A 19,800-nucleotide genomic window follows, 5' to 3' on the forward strand; every position below is an offset into this window, starting at 1 on the left:
TCCCCTTTATACCTCGGTTTGTTCCTCCACCCAAACGAGCGCACCGAGTTGTTTTAATTTGCCGACAAAGTCGACATACGAATCATTCAGTCGTTCCGCATGTAGTAGCGTCGATTCACCAGAAGCTTGGAGCGCTGACAGTACCAGGGCCGCAGCACTCCGTGCATCGGTGCATTCCATCTCTGCGTTCGCCAGCTTATTACCGCCACGAATCACAGCCGATGCATCCTCCAGTGTAATTTGCGCATTCATCCGTCGCATCTCGGCGATGTGGCGGAATCGTTGCGCATACAATTTATCGGTGACAACACTCGTTCCGTCAGCTTTTAATAAGGCTGCCGTCATCACCGGTTGCAAGTCGCTCGGATACCCCGAGTAATGGAACACCCGAATATCTGTTGGCATGAATTGGTTCGCCGTCACGGTAATTGACTCCTCACCGACCTCGACGTCCGCTCCGAAATCCAACAGTTTTTGAATGACCCCTTCGAGATGTGTCGGAATGACCGGTTGGACGGTCACACGACCGGACACTGCACCGAACATCATGAACGTTCCGGCTTCGAGACGATCTGGAATGAGTGTGTGCGTACAACCGTGGAGGCGTTCCACCCCTTTAATTCGAATCTCATCCGTTCCTGCCCCACTCACATGTGCACCCATCGATGTGAGCATGGTCGCCACATCGACGACTTCCGGATCGCAAGCCGCGTTTTCGATGACCGTCGTCCCTGTCGCTAGAACAGCCGCAAGCATTGCACTCACGGTTGCCCCAAACGACCGCAAGTCCAAGTAAATTCGATTCCCAACAAGTTCATCGACCCGGACATGATAGAGACCTGATTCATTCTCAACATGAATGCCGAGACGTTCCAACGCTTTCAAATGTAAGTCAATCGGCCGTGGACCAATCGCATATCCTCCAGGTAACCCAACCGCCCCTTTTCCAAAGCGAGCCGCGAAGACCCCGAGTAAATAGACAGCGGCACGGACTTTGCGCGTCTCAGAACCGAGGAGAGGCATTGCGACTGCTTCATTCGAATGAATCGTCATTCGTTCGCCATCCCGCTCTACCCGAACCCCTAACTCTTTTAACAAATTGACCATCACTTCCACATCTTCAATCATCGGAACGTTTTCAATCGTCACCGACTCTTCCGTGAGAAGTGCAGCCACAAGGCAAGGGAGAGCGCTCTGTTTCGCTCCGCTAATCTCGACGGTTCCTTCTAGTTTTTGCTGCCCAACGATATGGAGAATTTCCACGCTGATCAAAACCTTTCTACGACGGACTTATTTGGATTGAGCGTTGTTCCAATCCGCTAAAAACTGCTCAATGCCTTTGTCTGTGAGCGGATGTTTCATCATTTGTTCGATAACTTTGTAAGGGACTGTGGCAATGTCAGCCCCAAGGAGTGCAGCTTTTGTCACGTGAACCGGATGACGCACAGATGCTGCGATAATTTCTGTCTCGATGCCATGGATTGCGAAGATGTTCGCAATAGTCTCAACTAAATCAAGCCCATCTTGTCCGATGTCATCCAAGCGTCCGATGAATGGAGAAACGTATGATGCCCCGGCACGTGCCGCAAGTAACGCTTGGTTAGCGTTAAAGATGAGCGTGACGTTTGTCTTGATTCCAAGCTCCTTGAACTGTTTTACCGCTTGCATCCCCGCTGGTGTCATCGGTACCTTTACCGTAATATTCGGCGCGATGGCGGCAAGTTCCTTTCCTTCTTCCACCATACCCGACGCATCGAGTGCAATAACTTCGGCGCTGACCGAGAGATCCCCGACGATCTCACAGATTTCACGAAGTCTTGTATGGAAATCGACACCTTCTTTGGCGACGAGCGATGGATTCGTCGTCACGCCTCCAATGACGCCCATTTGATGAGCTTTTTTAATGTCTTCCACATTTGCTGTGTCAATGAAAAAACGCATATGTGTCTCCTCCTTAATTTGTGATCGCTTACAATCTCTATTATGAGGAAAGTCATGTCGAATTGCTATACCCTTTACGTCAACGATGCGATTGCAAGCATCGATCCTACGACAAGGCCAATCCCAGCGAGCGTCCCGAAAAATGACCATTTCATAATTTTACTTTGCTTCACATAGTATGCTTGGTGTGGTCCTTCTTTCAAACGTTCCAATCCGTGGGTTTCAATCCAATTCGTTGCTGCCGTCTGCTCATCTGCCACAAGGTCGCCGGTGTAGACAAATGGAACGATTTCTTCCGGACGACTCAACCGTTCAAATCGCTCACGTCGTGTCGAGATATTCGCACCAATCCAATACAATTCTTTTGGTGTGTAAAATAGCGGAATTCCCTGCTCATGGAAAGATTTTATCCATTGATCAAAGGCAACCAGATCACGTTGATCGAACAAGATTTCCATGGCATCATCTTTTGTCATAATCGATAGCATCGGAGTGTACTCTACCGTAGGCCGACCAATCCGAACCGTCGGAGACGGCTGTGTCTTTCGGACAATCGCCGGGAAGAAGACGATTTGTCGAATCGCTGAGATTGGAAATGATTGCTCGACCGACTCGCCCGGTTCATGCCGATACGTCACACCCTCGATGCTCGTTGCGGTCATTTCGTATCTAGAGTGATTCCGTTCTTTCCAAAATAAACGACGGAACGTGTTCGTAAACCAATACACCCCAAACCCACCGATGGCGACTAAGACTAACAATGGAATAAGCCAAGGTACCAGATAATAATAAATTAAAATGAGTGGGGCGGCGGCTAATGCTAAAGAAAGACCAATCAACACGACTGCTCCATATACATAAAAGATTCGCCAAAACAATTCTGTCGGTCGCTCGTTATAAATCACAAAGACTCCCCCCTTTTTTTCACCATATATGTATACGTTCCCTAAATCATCAAAAAAAGGCTGACTCTTTTGTAGAGTCAGCCTTTCAGGACAGGATTAAGCTTGGTTGCTTGAACCAAACTCACGCATCTTGCCAGTAACGACGTTATAAATCGCTTCGATACCAGGTCCGATAATTTTACGTGGGTCATATACTTTTGCATCAGCAGCAACTTTCTCACGTACTGCACGAGTCCATTCTTGTTGGCACTCAGTGTTGACGTTGATTTTGCTGTGGCCGAGCTCGATTGCTTTTTTGATTTGGTGCTCAGGAATTCCTGATCCGCCGTGAAGAACGAGTGGTGTTTTAGTCGCTTCCGCGATTTCTTCCATCTCTTTGAATCCAAGTTTTGGCTCGCCTTGGTATTCACCGTGTACAGAACCGAGTGCTGCAGCAAGTGCATCCACTTTCGCTTCTTTTACAACACGTACACACTCATCGAGGTCAGCGTATTGTACGCCACCAACAACGCCGTCTTCTTCGCCGCCAACTGTACCGACTTCTGCCTCAACAGAAGCACCTTTAGCGTGCGCGTACTCGACAACTTGTTTCGTCATTTCGATGTTTTCATCGATTGGGTGGTGTGAACCGTCAATCATGACTGACGTGAAACCAGCGTCGATCGCTGCTTTACACTTATCGAATGAAGAACCGTGGTCAAGGTGGATTGCAACTGGAACAGTGATGTTGTAGTCGTGCATAAGACCTTCAACCATTTTGACAACTGTCGTGAAGCCACCCATGTACTTCGCTGCACCTTCTGATACACCGAGGATTACTGGTGATTTCTCGTCTTCCGCAGCGCGAAGAATCGCTTGCGTCCACTCGAGGTTGTTGATGTTGAATTGGCCGACTGCATACTTGCCTTCGAATGCTTTGTTAAGCATTTCTGTCATTGATACTAATGGCATAATGACATCCTCCTGTCTGTTCGCTATTATACACGTTTGGGAAAAGTTCCCCCGTGCAATTCGTTCCCATTATAACACACCGTAAAACATGTGCCTATGCTATTCGGGCATAGAAATGGCTTAGCGCAAGCGTTTACATATGTCATCTTGGTGACGAAACGTCAAATTTTCAAGACTTCTTTCACTTTTCCAATCATCCCATAAATATCAAACGGCTTCTCAAATTGTGCCGTGATCCCGAGACGACGCACTTCTTCAATCACCGTTTCTTCCCCAAATGCCGTCATGATCATGACGGGTGTGTCTAACTGTTTCTCGCGCATGCGACGTAATACTTCGTGTCCAAACATACGAGGCATATTCATATCGAGCAATACCAAATCATATTGCTCCCGCTCTAAAAATTCCCAGGCGCTGATGCCGTCTTGCGCCGTGTCCACGTCTACACCCATGTTCGTGAACACTTGCGCGAGCATCGTACGAATTCCGTCCTGGTCATCTGCTATTAACATCCGTGACATGCATGTCCCTTCTTTCATTCATCGTTTACCATATTCAAACAATTTAACCTTACCAAACTCATCTCTTTTTCGCGACGTCTATCTTTTGAAATCAAGGGAACGATGGCTCGGAATTCTCTTCTTCCTGTTCTTCCTTCAACTGTTCAGGTACGTCTAGCACATTCACCTGCTCGTAGTCGGTCACTTCCGCATCTTCTTCTTTCACAAATACTCGCAGATAGTTCCCTTCCGGTAACAACCCAGTGGTGGCAATAGACAGAGGACGTTTTTTTCCATCCTCGTCGTACCCGATGAGATCATAGCGATAACCCCCCGAGGTTTGCGTCGCCACTTCTGCACTTGGGACTTTGACATAATAGACATCGGCTAACAATCGATTGGGATCGACATAACGCCAACCTATTACTAATAGAATGCCAATCAATAGGATGGCAACGAGATTTCGTTTCATAAAAAATTCTCCCTCAATCTAAGAATCACTACTTATGAGGTATACCGTTATTCCGAATCGATGAAACCATGACACAAAAAAGGTTCATCCTATTTAGAATGAACCTTTCCTGCAATGCAGTGCATTACGATTCGACAGTCACAGGCACAACTGCGATTTCAATCTCCTTCTCTACTTCTTCACGTTCTTCTTTCAAACGCTCATCCGACCATTTGAAGACGTCGGCCATGCAACGAAGGACACCTTCTTTGTGTTGACGGACGAAATCGATATCAAAGAACATCGCTCCGGTCCGACGAATCAAGAAGTCGATGGCGCGTACGACCGATTCTTCTTCAATGCCATAAATCAATTGTGCATAGACGACCTCTGGCAAGTCATACGCGTTCGAGTCCATCCGCTCGATGACGCGATCGATATTCGATCCGTATAGACGGACGAGTTCTTCCGCGTGCCCCGCGTCGAGACCGTGATTTTGAAGTTCTTTCGTTTTCTTCTCGAGGAAGTCTTTAAACCCTTTCGATCCGCCGACGTGACCACCTGACATCGGCATATGCTTCGTCCGGCTTGCCAAGTAGACGACACCCTCTTCTTCTTTTAATAATTTCGCGACAAGGTCGACGACCGTTTCTGACATCTTCCGATACCCTGTCAATTTACCGCCGGCAATCGTGATCAAGCCGCTGTCTGACTGCCAAATTTCGTCCTTACGTGAAATTTCAGAAGGGTCTTTTCCTTCCTCATAAATCAACGGACGAATACCCGCCCAGCTTGATTCCACATCATCTGCTGTGACATGAACGTCTGGGAACATATAATGGATTGCATCCAAAATATAATCGCGGTCCTCTGTCGTCATGCGTGGATGCGCTTTGTTTTTATCAAAGAACGTATCCGTCGTTCCAACGTACGCTTTGTTTCCGCGTGGAATGGCAAAGACCATGCGCCCATCTGGTGTGTCGAAATAAATTGCCTGTTTGAGTGGGAATTTCGATTGATCGATGACAAGGTGAATTCCCTTCGTCAAACGAAGCTGTTTGCCTTTTTTCGAGTTGTCTTCTTCCCGTAACTCATCGACCCATGGACCAGTCGCATTAATGATTTTTTTCGCATAGACGTCATATGTCGACCCATCGATTTGGTCTTCGACGTGTACCCCCGCCACTTTGCCGTTCTCGTAAATCAACCCGGTCACTTTGGCATAGTTCATAAGAAGCGCGCCGTGATTCGCTGCCTCTTTCGCCACTTCGATTGTCAATCGTGCATCATCCGTCCGATACTCGACGTAGTATCCACCACCGACTAAGTCATCTTTTTTCACGAGCGGTGCTTTTTTGATGACTTCATTCGGTTTGAGCATCATGCGACGTTCTGCCCGTTTGACGCCTGCAAGGAAGTCATACACCATGAGTCCGATTGAAGTTGAGAAAGGACCAAACGTGCCTCCCTTGTGCATCGGTAATAGCATCTGTTCCGGTGTCGTGACATGTGGACCGTTCTCATACACGATGGCACGCTCTTTCCCGACTTCTGCGACGAGCGCCACTTCAAATTGTTTCAAATAGCGGAGTCCCCCGTGAACAAGTTTCGTCGAACGGCTTGACGTCCCGGCCGCAAAGTCTTGCATTTCAAGAACCGCTGTCTTCATCCCACGTGACGACGCATCGAGCGCAATCCCTGCTCCGGTTATCCCTCCACCGACAACAAGAACGTCATGACGTTCGCTTGTCAGTTGTTCGTATCGTTTCGCTCGTTCTTTCGCTGAGAAATTTCTGATTTCCATCTTATTCCCTCCTATAGTAAGTACGGTTCAATGAATAGAAAAAGAGACCACAACAAAAACAAGGCTTCCCCCTTCTGTTGTGGTCTCTCTATTGTCTCGAACCGAATATCAACTTTTCTCCTGTATTATACCCTATTCTTTTCAGTTCAATCATCTCTTACGCTTGCGCAATCTGTAATGTGTTCATTCACAAGCATCCGACTCGCATTTTTGAGTCGAGAAGCTTAGACTTCAAGGTATCATGTTGAAGGAGGATTTCAGATGAAACGTATGTTACAACCTTTTCAATTCAAAAATGGCGTCGAAGTACCGAACCGACTCGTCTTGGCTCCGATGACACATTACTCATCAGAACCAACGGGCGAAGTATCCGAGCATGAGCTCGCCTACTATCGGAAACGGGCGCAAAACGTCGGGCTTGCGATTACAGCATGCGCGTACGTGACAGAAGACGGGAAAGGTTTCCCGAACGCATTCGGGGTCAATGACGACAAATTCATCCCGGGTCTCCGTCAATTGGCGGAAAGTTTAAAAGCGGAAGGTGCAAAAGCCATCCTTCAAATTTTCCACGCTGGACGGATGTCACCACCTGAACTCGTCCCGAACGAACAACCTGTCAGTGCAAGTGCTGTCGCGCCTGTCCGAGAAGGCGCCGTCACACCACGTGCCCTCGAGACATCAGAGGTCGAAGCCATTATCGAGGCGTTCGGTGAAGCGACGCGTCGGGCCATCGAAGCCGGGTTTGATGGCGTCGAGATTCACGGAGCGAACACCTACTTGATTCAACAATTCTTCTCACCGCACTCAAATCGCCGTGAAGATCGCTTCGGCGGTGATGTTCATGGACGTTTGACGTTCCCACGCGAAGTCATTCGTCGTGTGAAAGAAGCAGCTGCAGATGCAGAAGACTTCTTAGTCGGCTATCGTTTCTCACCGGAAGAAATCGAAGAGCCAGGAATCACACTCGACGACACGGATGTGTTACTCGATATGATTTTAGAAGAGGGCGTCGATTATATTCACGCTTCTCTCTGGAACTTCAATACAGCTTCCATGCGTGACGAGAATGTCACGGAGCGTTCGATAGACCGCATCGCCAATCGAATCAATGGTGCCATCCCACTCATCGGAGTCGGGCAACTCCAACGTCCGGCCCAAGTGGAAGACGCACTCGACGTCGTCGATTTTGCCGCACTCGGTCGCGAACTGATCATCGATCCACAATGGCTGGAAAAAGTGGAATCGGACCGCGAAGACGAGATCGAGACAGAACTCGACTTGAACAAACAAGCCGAACTCGCTGTCCCAGCTCCGCTATGGAACGCCATCACGACACGTGCCGGTTGGTTCCCAATTAAAGATCAAGAAGTGAAATAAAAAAATGAACCTGCCGTTTATCACGGCGGGTTCATTTACTATTTCAACGTCAAGAGCTCACTCATCGTCACAAACGTGTACCCTTCACGTTTCAGCGCATCGAGAACTTTCGGCAACCCTTCAGCTGTGGACTCATGAATATCATGCATCAAGACAACAGCACTTGGATGGACATTGTCCATAATCAAGCGATACATTTGATCGGCATTACGGTGACTCCAATCAAGAGAATCGACCGTCCATAGTGCAAGGGTCTGCTCCTTTGTCTGAATGATCTGCTCAATCATTTCATTTTTAGCCCCGTATGGTGGACGAACCAATGATGGGCGTTGTCCCGTAAGCCTCTCAATTCGTTCATCAACCTGTTCGAGTTCCTCTTTGACTCCCTTCTCAGACAATTGTGTCAAATCCGGGTGATGTTCAGTATGATTTGCTAGCTCATGACCTGACAACGCTACTTGTCTCGCTACATCAGGATAGAATTCCATCTGACTCCCTAACATAAAGAACGTAGCACGCGCTTGGTATTTCTCAAGTGTCTCAAGAATGTGAGGTGTCACAATCGGATGGGGTCCATCATCGAACGTCAGTGCAACATATTTCCCATTGGGTTCAAGCGGCTTATTTGAGGGACTCATGATTGGAGAATCTTCTTGTGCAGTGGGCGTATCTAATTCGGATAACAAAAACGGCTCAACTTCCTTCATCGGAATATGAACTTCTACCACACCTGCCGCTCCCGCCGCCACTTCATACTCGTCAAATATGACATCTAGACCAGAGGACGTCAGTATCCACTTCGTCGATTTAGGGTGTTTAATCGCTTCACGTAACTGATCCTCAAATACGTATTCTTGATGTTGTAATTGTGTGATGACGCTATGCTTGAACCATTCTAATGCATGTTGGTCATCACGTAAGACATCATCCCATTCAACGAACGTTCCGTCCGAAAGGTTCATCCGAAATACGTCGACAGTGGTTTGACCATTCGCACCACCAGTGAATGCATAAGTATGAACGACTAGCGTGTATTCAGTCTGATTCGTTTGATATGTATCGGTCTGAATATTTAAGTGACCCGTTTGACCGTGACTAGGGGTGAGGTTGTGTTGAAATGCTTCTTTCTTTTCTAAAATGAATGCATCCAGCTCCTCGTTTAGCATTTCATAATCCGTTCTCGGAACAGAGATTGATGTCGTATATCTTTTCGCTTGTTCACTCTCTACCGTTAAGTGTAACCCGGGGTATTGTCCGGTAAAGGATGGTGTCGGAACTTTTTTAATCGTCGGGGCGGCTCCCGCGATGTAATACCATGTGCCCATCCCAATCAATAACATCACAATAACTAACATGTGTCGTTTCATTCTTATTCTCTCCTATTTAATTCAATCGATTCGATTGTAGCAAACTCTTCACGAATGAAATCGTCAATATGGCGACAAATATATACAAAATCATACAAAACAGGTACGTCGTCTTTAAATAGACGGCGTACCTGTTTTCATCCATTCTTCGCGTAACATGCCCATCCGAATCGAATCGTAGCGTTTCGCGTTCACGACACGCACTTGACGAATTCGACCTTCAAGCTGCATCCCTACTTTTTCAGCGACCCGCATCATTCGCTCGTTCCCTGACCATGTCGTCAATCCCACGCGGACGACCGGTAACGTTTCAAACAAATGTTTCGTCCATAGACGAAGGGCACGCGTCCCGACACCTCGATTCCAGCGGTCGGATTGATGCAAGATGATGCCCATCTCGAGCCACTCTCGTCCGGCATCTTCGAAATAATAGGAAACCGTGCCATATACCGTTCCACTGACCTCAATGACCCACATGTCTTCTTTTTTGATGAACGATCGCTCGATTTGCTGAAACTCTTCGTAAGACATTGACTTGTGTTCGAAGTAAGGCGCGTCCCACTGTTTCCATTCCGGTACCGCATCTCGATAAATCAATTCCCAGAGTCGTGATAGATCCTGTTCTTCAATCGGTCGAATGACCACTTCTTGATCTTGTCGCATGTTGTCTTCCTCTCTATAAATCGTCCTTACCTTATTCTTGTGTCCCGTTCGAATCTCCTTTTTTTCGTTTGCGCCAAATGAACGCAAGAATCAAGACAATCACACTTGCCATGACAGAAGCGATCGCGATTGGACTCGAATCGGTCATAAACAATTGTCCAATCGAGACAGAATAAGCAAGTCCGAACGACGTGACGAGTTTTGCCCCGAACGCGATACCCGCAAAGCGCAGAAACGGTACACGACTAAACCCCGCAGCGAGACAGATGACCTCGTCAGGTAAAATCGGAATGATAAATAAGACGAGCAAGACACCAAGACCGTATCGATCGACATATCGATCGTACGTCTTCAGTTTTTCTTCATCGACCCAACGAATCATGCGCCCTCGACCAAATCGGGCCAGTCCATACATGACAAAGATTCCAAGTGTCGTCGCAACGCTTCCGACCAAAGCGGCACGAAACGGTCCGAGCGCGACACTCCCAATCGGCACGCTGACCGCTTCCGGAACGGGTAACGCAATAGGTTGTAAAAAGCTAAATGCTGCAAACACCCAGACCGCCTGTCGTTCATATTGTTCTAGTAAACGATCCAATCCGTATGTGTCATAAAGGATGAGTCCGAATGAAACATAATAGACGAGAACGAAAATCAAGAAGAGAGAGAACGTGATCTTCCACATCTGCTTTAGGATGACGTTCGAGCCGTCCCGAATCGCCCGAAGTAACCCGACCGAGAGGGCGAGTAAAACAACACCTGTCCAGCCAAGTTGATACGGCAATAAAAGGGAAGGCAAGACGACGAACGGCAACAGACTGAGCGCGACAAGCCCTAATCCATATCCAAGATAAATCGAATGTCGTTCTTTCATGTGCCCTCACCCTCTCCCCGTTCTACTTCTAGTGTACCCACAAAGTGATAGGGATGTATCCTGCCGAAGGCGCTTTCCCTCTCATGCTTTTGACGTAGAAAAACCACGGTCCGCAATGGACCGTGGCTTTCAATCACTTATTCTCCAAGTGATGCTTGGATGAAGTCATGGAATAGACGTTGTGGACGTTCTGGACGCGAAATCAATTCTGGGTGGAACTGTGATGCCACGAACCATTTGTGTTCTGGAATCTCAATGATTTCTACGAGACGACCGTCTGGGCTCGTACCTGAGAACTTGAAGCCTTCTGCTTCAAACGCTTCACGGTATTCGTTGTTGAACTCATAACGGTGACGATGACGCTCGTATACGAGTTCTTGATCGTATGCCGCATGCGCTTTCGTCCCTTTTTCGAGTTTACATGGATAAAGTCCAAGACGAAGTGTGCCCCCAAGATCTTCGATATCTTTTTGCTCTGGAAGAAGGTCGATGATCGGATACGGTGTCGACGGATCGATTTCTGCAGTATGTGCGCCGTCCAACTTCAAGACGTTACGGGCAAACTCGACCGTCGCAAGTTGCATCCCGAGACAGATTCCGAAGAATGGGACGTTGTTTTCACGAGCAAAACGTGTCGCTTCAATCTTCCCTTCGATTCCACGCTCACCGAATCCACCTGGAACGAGGATTCCGTCCGCATCGCCGAGGATGTCTGAGACGTTTTCAGCCGTCACGTCTTCCGCGTTGACCCAGTCGATGTCGATATCCGCGTTGAACGCATAACCCGCATGTTTGAGTGCTTCCGCGACCGAGATATACGCATCACGCAATTCGACATATTTCCCGACGAGTGCGATTTTCACTTTCTTCTCAAGGTGTGTGACCGTGTGGACGAGTTCTTTCCAAGCCGTCATGTCAGCAGCCGGTGAATTGAAACCGAAGTAGTCGTTGACGAGTTGGTCCATTCCTTGTTTTTGAAGGTTGAGCGGTACTTCATAAAGTGTCGATGCGTCTTGCGCCTCGATGACCGCTTCTTTGCGCGTATCACAGAAGAGGGCGATTTTTTCACGCATGTCTTCTGGGATGTCATGCTCCGTACGAAGGACAATGATATCCGGTTGAATTCCGTAGCTGCGAAGCTCTTTGACACTGTGTTGTGTCGGTTTTGTCTTCATCTCACCTGCGGCACGAAGGTAAGGGACGAGTGTACAGTGGACGTACATGACGTTCTCTTTCCCGATGTCATTCTTCACTTGGCGAATCGCTTCGATGAACGGAAGGGACTCGATATCCCCAACTGTTCCACCAATCTCTGTGATGACGACATCGGCGTTCGTCTCGCGTCCTGCACGGAAGACACGGTCTTTGATTTCGTTCGTGATATGCGGAATGACCTGAACCGTCCCACCGTTATAGTCTCCACGACGCTCTTTCTTCAAGACAGTTGAATAAATGCGCCCTGATGTGACGTTCGCGTTTTGCGACAAGTTGATGTCGATAAAGCGCTCATAGTGTCCGAGGTCAAGGTCAGTCTCAGCGCCATCATCTGTGACGAATACTTCTCCGTGTTGATACGGGCTCATCGTACCTGGGTCAATGTTGATGTATGGGTCAAACTTCTGAATCGTGACGTTGAGTCCTCGATTTTTGAGTAGACGCGCGAGCGAAGCTGCCGTGATCCCTTTACCGAGCGAAGATACTACCCCGCCTGTTACGAAAATGTACTTTGTCATGTTTCTTTCTCCTCTCTTGAATACCAACCATCGGGAAACGAAAAAACAAAAAAAGCAAAAGTGCCCCCGAAAATGGAGGACACTTTTGCTGCATCGTTACGTGCTAAACTAGCCCATGACTAATTTACGCCAGAGACGATGCAGTCGTCAAGATATTATTTTTTCTTTTTTTCAAGTCGATGAACACGACTAAAAAAGAAAAAGAGACACGCCTAGCCGGGCGCGATGCCCGGCTTTTTTGCGGTCTCTTATAAATCATCCTCGTCTTCGATATCGAGGTCGTCGTCCAAGTCATCGTCCTTGAAATCGTCAAGGCCTTCTACTTTTTCTTCTTCGTCCTCATCATCAAATTCAGATGAATCATAGTCTTCAACTTTTGCGAATACATCCAAGTCATCCTCGATATCGACGATGCCTTCGTCTGCTTCTTCGAACTCTTCTTCGAATTCGTCAAGTTCACCACGTTGACGTGCTTCGATGACGAGATCCTCATCCGACTTATCGAATGGGTACCAAACACGAAGCGCCCAACGGTTTGCTCCTAAGTTGACGAACAACCCGTCGATGTTCAAATCGGTGTAAAGTTGTGCGATTTTTTCGAGCTCTTCCTCTTCACTCGCAAACGTATAGTTTTGCTTGATTTTTTCGCGAATCTCATCAAAAGAAACAGGCTGTTCGCCAGTTTCTTGGAGAAGTTCATAAACGAAATCAATCAACGATTTATTCATTAAAGGACACTCCTTTTCCGTCACTAGTTAAACATCACTCCTCATTATAAACAAAAGCGATATGAAAAAGCTAGGGAAAATTATGATTCATGTATTCTACTCGGACGAACTCGGAACCAGTACAGGCTGATCAATCCAATATTGAAAATCCACGTAAGTCCTAGAACACCGAACATCCATGCTTTTGGAATTTGAAACGATAATTCCTCGTTGACCGTCTGCCCAACGTACAAACCGTACCCTAACAATCCAATCATTAAGAAGGAGTACGCAACGACCATCCCAAACCGCTTCCACAGCTGCAAGAGCAAGGAAGCAAACTCCTTATTTTCCCCATATTGATCAAACAGATACGTATGGCTTACACTCGAGTACATCGTCTGCGTATACCCACTGACAAATAAGACAGGGATGAACGCAAGTGGCTCGATAAATCCTAGGAAAAAGATGAGGGAGGACACGAGTAACACGAGGTATGGGTGACGTGCGAAATCAAATATACGACTAAATAAAATCCAGCCGATGACGCCTACTAAAAATGGGACAAATACATAAAAAATGAGAACTTGAAACGAGTACAAGGCAAGACTGACAAAGACGGCACCAATTAACGTCCAACCACCGAACAATCCAATCACAAACGACAGCAATTGAACCTGACGGGTGCGACTCGCTCCAATAAAGTCTCGGACGCGCTTTTGGTACAATAACCATCCAACATAAACGAGCAAAATAATCATTAAGCCAAATACTTCGATATAGCCACGCGCCCCTTCTAAAAGACTGAGCAGACGACTAATCAATGTAAAAACGGTGACCGCGATGAAGGCACGGAGAAAAGAACGAGTTTCAAACTGCCAAGTCGCCGATTTTTGAAGCGGTAATTTCCGAACAAAAAGCCATGGTAGAATCAAACTGACCAAAAAGAGAGCGATGGCCAGATTGTATGACTGTGTCAATGCATAAGAGAATATCGCAATCCAACCGACTAACATCAGAACCAACGGCCAGGAGCTCCCTTTATCTTCTTTTGAATCTGGATCAGCAGCTGGTTTCAGTTCGTTTAATTGCGATAAAATCGTCGTCATAATCGACCCGACTCCAATTGATCCAACCCCGACTAAAAAGGCGCTCCATTCAATCGCACGCTCAAACGGGAGAACGAAACAAACGAGACCGACAACGAGTACGACCAAGGCGATTAAAAAGGTATCTTTAGAACCACGGCGTCCAATGACATAAACCCACAATAATAGACCGGACATACTGGCTACATAAAAAATCAAGAATGGAATGAGACGCCCGACACCTTCTTCGACTGCCATAATAGATAAAAATAAGATCTGCGGAAGAATTTGACTACTAAGAGCACTGACAATCGTCAATAGGACAACCATGTTTTTCATGGGACACACTCCTTACATTGAGATTGAATATTCTGTTCCTCAATCATCCTTTCCCAGATCCATTCGTCTGCGAACCTCTTTCATAACACATTTACTTCTCAGTTTCTTCACTCTTTTGCCGATATAGAAGAGAATGACATTTTAGATATGAAAGAGAAGGAGAAAAATATATGGCACTTTTTCGTAAAACACCATCCAATCACTTCGTCGCCACTACCGGCTTTCCTGAAATCCAGACAATCGCTAAACCAGCCGACTCAAGCTTGAATGGTCGCACTCACTACATGGGATACACGACCTCTCAAGTAAAACGACTGCAAGGTATGGCTCCACTCGTCGAGTCAGTACTTGACGATGTACTTGAAAACGTACTCGACCACTTAATGCTGCAACCGGAAATGGTACAGATTGCGAACGCATCATCCACAAGAGAACGATTAAAAAAGGTATTCGCCGATTATTTCCGCAGCCTACTAACAGGGAACATCGATGATAAATTCTTGGCAATGCGGAAACGAATGGGACAGACGCACCACCACTTCGCCGTGCCTGTCGTCTGGTTCTTGGCGACGTACTCGGCATTTAATACGTTGCTCATCCCAAAAGTGGTTGAAACGTATCAACACGATCCTGCCCTCTTAAGTGAGTCCCTCTTAGCGTTGTCACACGCGATGAATTTAGACGCACAAATCGTCACCGAACAATACGTCAACGCCCGCCTCGATGAAATCGAGTCTGCGAACCAAGCTCGTGCGTCCCTGTTGAGTGACGTGACACGCGTCAGCACAGAAGTGGCGACTACGATGGAACAAACCGGACACGCCATGTCTGAAACGAGCAATCGTGCTCACCAAGTCCTTGCGGAAACGGAGCAAACGGAAAAAATGAGTCGTCATTTGATGAAATTGACGCACACGAACGGAAATCAAATCGAACAGATGGAAGTAGAGTTCAAACAGTCGGCCACCTACGTCGATACTTCGCTCGATCGAATTACCGCCCTAAAAGAAGGTTCACAGGATATTGTCAGCATGACCAAGAGCATCGAACAAATTGCTAACCAAACGAACTTACTCGCCTTAAACGCTTCGATTGAAGCGGCTCGCGCAGGAGAACACGGAAAAGGGTTCGCCGTCGTCGCCACCGAGGTACGCACACTTGCGGAGAACGCAAAACAACTGAGCAGTCAAATCAACGCGCTCATTCATGAAAATGAGACGAACATCGCGGCCCTCCTCGAGCAAATGGGGCAAATGCATCGGACGAACGATGAAGCGATGCGCCAACTAAGCACCGTCAAAGCTGGTTTTTCGACCGTTCAAGAAGAAATGGGCCAATACGTTCTTTCTTTCGAACGAAACAAACAAGATCTCGGACAGATGGTCGAGACCATTTCATCGATCAACGAGACGACGCAAGGGTTATCTCACTTGACCTCTTCCCTTCTATCCACCTCTGAGATGCAGTAAACAAACAAGGCACGGTCCGCGGACCGTGCCTTCATGTATTATTGGACAACTGGTTCTGGTATCTCGATGGCCTTCAGCGAGCGATCGAGCAATTCGACGACATCGAACGTGCCGACGGTCTCATCGACTTCCTTCGCTTTTGTTCCATCAGATAACATCGTCAAACAGTACGGACATGCCGAACCGATAACAGTCGGTTTCGTCTCAAGTAACTGTTCTGTCCGAGCCACGTTGACACGTGTCCCGACTTTTTCTTCCTGCCACATGAGACCACCACCGGCTCCACAACACATACCGTTTTCACGGTTACGTGTCGCTTCGACGAGTTCGACACCCGGTATGCGTTCTAGGACGAATCGTGGTGCATCGTAAATGCCGTTATAACGACCAAGGTAACAAGAGTCGTGATAGACGACACGTTCGTTCACGTGAAGGTCTGGCTGAATCCGACCTGTGTCAAGTAACTCCGCGAGCAACTCCGTATGATGATACACCTTCACATCAGTCAAACCGAAGTCCGGATACTCATTTTTGAACGTATTGTACGCGTGCGGGTCGACCGTGACGATTTTCGTCACCCCATACTTCTCAAATAGTTTAATGTTCGCTTCGGCGAGTTCTTGGAACAGCAACTCGTTTCCGATTCGACGTGGTGTATCCCCTGAGTTTTTCTCTTCATTTCCGAGAATGGCGAATGAGACGCCTGCCTTGTTCAAGACGCTCGCAAAGCTCTGCGCGACTTTTTGGCTACGGCTATCGTAAGACCCCATCGCGCCGACCCAGAAGAGATACTCGAATTCCTCGCCTGCTTTTTTCTTCTCTTTCGCCGTCGGGATGACGAGCTCTGTATCCTTACGCCAGTTCTCGCGTTCTTTCCGGTTCATTCCCCACGGGTTTCCTTGACGCTCGATATTGGCGACCGTACGCTGTGCCTCAGGGTCCATCTTCCCTTCCATCATGACGAGGTAACGACGAAGGTCAATGATTTTATCGACGTGTTCGTTCATGACCGGACACTGGTCTTCACAGTTACGGCAAGTCGTACAAGCCCAAATTTCTTCTTCCGTGATGACGTTGCCGATCAACTCGTCTGCGACGAGCATATGACCGTCTTGCGCAGCTGCTGCGATTTCAGCACCTTGCGTGTTTTGGAACATGAGTGCAGGTGCCCACGGTGATTTTCTCGTGACCGCCGCGCCTTTCATATTCATATGGTCACGAAGTTTGACGATTAAGTCCATCGGCGACAACATCTTCCCAGTTCCTGTTGCCGGACAAACATTCGTACAACGCCCGCACTCGACACAGGCATACAAGTCGACGAGCTGCTTCTGGTTGAAGTCTTCAATCTTGTTGACCCCGAAGACAATCTCTTCATCCGACTCTTCCGCTTCTTCCATCGCTGAAAAATCAACAGGTGCCAAGCGACCGACTTTGTGCGTGCGACCGAGCCATACGTTGAGCGTTCCGGCAATCAAGTGTGCGTGTTTTCCTTGTGGGATGTAGACCATGAAGCTGAGCAAGAATAAAAGGTGCATCCACCAAAAGACGACGAATAAAGCGAAAGCGACAGAGCCCGGTACCCAAGCAAATGCTGAGCCGATGAGCGTCGCGACCGGTTCGCCCCACATTGGAAGCTCTTCTTTATAGACGAGGTAAAAACCGTTCCCGAACAATACGGAAACCATCAACCCGCCGATGAAGATGAGGGCAAGACCTGCTAAAAAGTTTCGTTTCAAGCGCACGAGCTTCTCGACGTAACGACGGTAGAATCCCCAAACGACCGCAACGAGAATCATGAGCATGACGATTTCTTGCATGAACGTAAAGATTGGATAAAGCGGACCGAGCGGGATATGCGGGAAACGTGTTCCCACCGCTAGTCCTTTCCAAATAAAATCAATCGCCCCGAATTGGACGAGGATGAAGCCATAAAACATCATGACGTGAATTGCGCCACTCTTCTTATCTTTCAACAATTTCTTTTGACCGAACACGTTGATCATGACCTGTTCGAGTCGTTCTTTGTTCGTTTGGCTCCATTCTGCCTTCTTCCCGAGCTTGATGAACGTATAACGCTGATGAACTAGCGTAGCAAATAAATATACACCATAGCCGAGGACGAGCAAGAATAGAATCCAGTTGACGATTAAAAATGTAGACATCCCCAAAACTCCCCCTTTTGAAAACGGATTCAATCTTGAATTCAGTATATCAAATGATGAATGAACAGTCATTCATTTTTGTGAAGTTCTCATCAGAAGTTTAGAAGATGTTTCAATATGAGCAATAATCCCCCATAGCTGCACACGGCCAATACGAACGTGCGGAAGTGCAAATTTCGGTCGGATGGCAGTTCAAACTTCACGATATTGAGAATCATCGCCCCGGCCACAAAGGCAAAACAGAGCGCTTCGACGTGCGCCGCCAAGTCAATCCAGCGTGAAAAGAACCCACCAAGTAAAATCCCACCACTCAACAAATAGCGTCCTTGTCGCATGTAACGTTCACCATAATGACGATTTAAGTCATGCCCGAGCGCTAAAAAGTGGACACCGAGCGCTGTCGCATAGAAACTTCTCGCAACGAACGTCACCGAGTCGGCTGTCACCACGTACGCCGAGAAGGTCATATAGGCCGTGAGGAGTGTCACCTGTAACCAATACGAAACGGCCCGGTCGACCGCCTCATCTTGAAAGTGAGGGGTACGAACGAACCGCATGGTGCCGTAAAACAACGTGAAACCGATGAGACTGACGATGTAGATTTCTGAAGGTAACGCCAAATTCAACCAATCGACACGAAGCGTGTCCTGGCGTTTGTTCAGGGACGGCAAAAGATACATGAAGAAGTACGTGATGGCGATGCCGCTCGAGAAAGAGAACCATTTTTTCGAAGGAACGGTCTCTTCCCGGAACAAATAGATGCCGAAGAAGTTAATCAGCGCCAAATAGATGATGATCCAGTTCGCCATCTCGTCCTCACCCTTTCAAGTCAATCCAAAACCGCTCGACGACTGTCCCGTCTTCTTCCGTATACGGTGTGTCCGCAATGCCACCATTGTTTAAAATGACTTGACGGGAAGCGATATTTGTCCGGTTACACGTGATGAGTGCCCGCTCGATTCCAAGTTCTTTCACTTTCTCAAGCGCAAGTTGCAGTTGGATTGTGGCGAGTCCACGCCCGCGTGCGCTCGGTTTCACCCCATACCCGACATGCCCGCCAATCTTCAAGAGCGATTCGTTCAGCTCATGACGAATGTTCGTCGCGCCAAGAAGCTCCTCCCCGTCCGTGAGCCAATACGTTGTGCTCGGGACCCAACCTTTCTCTATATGTTCACATAACTCCTTCTGACGTAACGTGTTGACATATGCCTCGAAGTCGGTCGTTTCACGGTCCACTGAAGTCGGGACGATTCGCTCATCACGTTCGTACCATTCTTGTAAAAATGCGAGAATCTGTTCTTTTTGTTCGACAGATGTTTTGATTAGTCTTAACATCACATTTCCCCCTTTAACCATTTCCATTCGCGTTCTCTGTTTGATTTCCTTGTTCCTTCATCTTAGAGAAGATACCTTCGAAATAAAATGGACGTTCTTGTCGAAGTGTGTCCCCTTTCAGGCATGAAAAA

Annotated in this window: 18 protein-coding genes; 2 read left to right on the top strand and 16 right to left on the bottom strand. The window is 47.7% G+C overall.

The window, feature by feature from the left end:
* Positions 1–6 precede the first annotated feature (6 nt).
* The 7 genes from murA to KNO78_RS09380 form a co-directional block, all read right to left on the bottom strand.
* Entirely contained in the window at positions 7–1,263 is a 1,257-nt protein-coding gene (gene murA, locus KNO78_RS09350; protein ID WP_074035691.1) for a UDP-N-acetylglucosamine 1-carboxyvinyltransferase, read from the bottom strand.
* A 27-nt stretch (positions 1,264–1,290) separates the two neighbouring features.
* A complete protein-coding gene (gene fsa, locus KNO78_RS09355; protein WP_078147677.1) occupies positions 1,291–1,941 on the bottom strand; it encodes a fructose-6-phosphate aldolase in 651 nt (216 codons plus the stop codon).
* Between the two features lie 74 nt (positions 1,942–2,015).
* Entirely contained in the window at positions 2,016–2,846 is an 831-nt protein-coding gene (locus KNO78_RS09360) for a hypothetical protein (protein WP_214690426.1), read from the bottom strand.
* A 96-nt stretch (positions 2,847–2,942) separates the two neighbouring features.
* Positions 2,943–3,797, bottom strand: coding sequence for a class II fructose-1,6-bisphosphate aldolase (fba, locus tag KNO78_RS09365; RefSeq protein ID WP_159562989.1), 855 nt, complete (start codon positions 3,795–3,797; stop codon positions 2,943–2,945).
* A gap of 161 nt (positions 3,798–3,958) precedes the next feature.
* Positions 3,959–4,318 (bottom strand): response regulator, encoded by a 360-nt coding sequence (locus tag KNO78_RS09370; RefSeq protein ID WP_074035685.1) that lies wholly within the window; start codon positions 4,316–4,318, stop codon positions 3,959–3,961.
* A 91-nt stretch (positions 4,319–4,409) separates the two neighbouring features.
* Positions 4,410–4,769 carry a YxeA family protein gene (locus KNO78_RS09375; RefSeq protein ID WP_214690425.1) on the bottom strand — a complete coding sequence of 120 codons (360 nt, stop codon included), beginning with the start codon at positions 4,767–4,769 and terminating at the stop codon, positions 4,410–4,412.
* 124 nt (positions 4,770–4,893) lie between these two features.
* Positions 4,894–6,552 (bottom strand): glycerol-3-phosphate dehydrogenase/oxidase, encoded by a 1,659-nt coding sequence (locus tag KNO78_RS09380; RefSeq protein WP_031422206.1) that lies wholly within the window; start codon positions 6,550–6,552, stop codon positions 4,894–4,896.
* Between the two features lie 261 nt (positions 6,553–6,813).
* On the opposite strand from KNO78_RS09380, the gene KNO78_RS09385 reads away from it, so the two are divergent.
* Positions 6,814–7,929 carry an NADH-dependent flavin oxidoreductase gene (locus KNO78_RS09385; protein ID WP_196431280.1) on the top strand — a complete coding sequence of 372 codons (1,116 nt, stop codon included), beginning with the start codon at positions 6,814–6,816 and terminating at the stop codon, positions 7,927–7,929.
* 38 nt (positions 7,930–7,967) lie between these two features.
* Here the strand turns inward: KNO78_RS09385 and KNO78_RS09390 are convergent, their stop codons facing one another.
* From KNO78_RS09390 to KNO78_RS09415, 6 genes are all read right to left on the bottom strand, one after another.
* On the bottom strand, positions 7,968–9,296 hold the full coding sequence (locus KNO78_RS09390; RefSeq protein ID WP_074035676.1) for a polysaccharide deacetylase family protein: 1,329 nt from the start codon (positions 9,294–9,296) through the stop codon (positions 7,968–7,970).
* Positions 9,297–9,410: 114 nt separating this feature from the next.
* Positions 9,411–9,959 (bottom strand): GNAT family N-acetyltransferase, encoded by a 549-nt coding sequence (locus KNO78_RS09395; protein ID WP_074035674.1) that lies wholly within the window; start codon positions 9,957–9,959, stop codon positions 9,411–9,413.
* Between the two features lie 31 nt (positions 9,960–9,990).
* Positions 9,991–10,833, bottom strand: coding sequence for a TVP38/TMEM64 family protein (locus KNO78_RS09400; RefSeq protein ID WP_214690424.1), 843 nt, complete (start codon positions 10,831–10,833; stop codon positions 9,991–9,993).
* A 137-nt stretch (positions 10,834–10,970) separates the two neighbouring features.
* Complete coding sequence (locus KNO78_RS09405; protein WP_074035670.1) at positions 10,971–12,566, bottom strand: CTP synthase; 1,596 nt, start codon at positions 12,564–12,566, stop codon at positions 10,971–10,973.
* A 248-nt stretch (positions 12,567–12,814) separates the two neighbouring features.
* Entirely contained in the window at positions 12,815–13,294 is a 480-nt protein-coding gene (gene rpoE / locus KNO78_RS09410) for a DNA-directed RNA polymerase subunit delta (RefSeq protein ID WP_074035668.1), read from the bottom strand.
* Positions 13,295–13,374: 80 nt separating this feature from the next.
* Positions 13,375–14,700 (bottom strand): hypothetical protein, encoded by a 1,326-nt coding sequence (locus KNO78_RS09415; protein ID WP_196431282.1) that lies wholly within the window; start codon positions 14,698–14,700, stop codon positions 13,375–13,377.
* 170 nt (positions 14,701–14,870) lie between these two features.
* Between KNO78_RS09415 and KNO78_RS09420 the strand changes: the two genes are divergently transcribed.
* Positions 14,871–16,169: a globin-coupled sensor protein gene (locus tag KNO78_RS09420; protein ID WP_214690423.1), complete on the top strand. Its 1,299-nt coding sequence runs from the start codon at positions 14,871–14,873 to the stop codon at positions 16,167–16,169.
* A gap of 38 nt (positions 16,170–16,207) precedes the next feature.
* On the opposite strand, the gene KNO78_RS09425 is transcribed toward KNO78_RS09420, so the two are convergent.
* The 3 genes from KNO78_RS09425 to KNO78_RS09435 all read right to left on the bottom strand — a co-directional run bounded on the left by KNO78_RS09425 (position 16,208) and on the right by KNO78_RS09435 (position 19,669).
* A complete protein-coding gene (locus KNO78_RS09425; RefSeq protein WP_159562996.1) occupies positions 16,208–18,334 on the bottom strand; it encodes a (Fe-S)-binding protein in 2,127 nt (708 codons plus the stop codon).
* Between the two features lie 92 nt (positions 18,335–18,426).
* Positions 18,427–19,143, bottom strand: coding sequence for a hypothetical protein (locus tag KNO78_RS09430; protein ID WP_078147689.1), 717 nt, complete (start codon positions 19,141–19,143; stop codon positions 18,427–18,429).
* Between the two features lie 7 nt (positions 19,144–19,150).
* Complete coding sequence (locus KNO78_RS09435) at positions 19,151–19,669, bottom strand: GNAT family N-acetyltransferase (RefSeq protein WP_196431284.1); 519 nt, start codon at positions 19,667–19,669, stop codon at positions 19,151–19,153.
* Positions 19,670–19,800 lie beyond the last annotated feature (131 nt).

This window comes from Exiguobacterium sp. s132 (genome assembly GCF_018617235.1).
In the GTDB taxonomy this organism is placed as follows: Bacteria; Bacillota; Bacilli; order Exiguobacteriales; family Exiguobacteriaceae; genus Exiguobacterium; species Exiguobacterium profundum.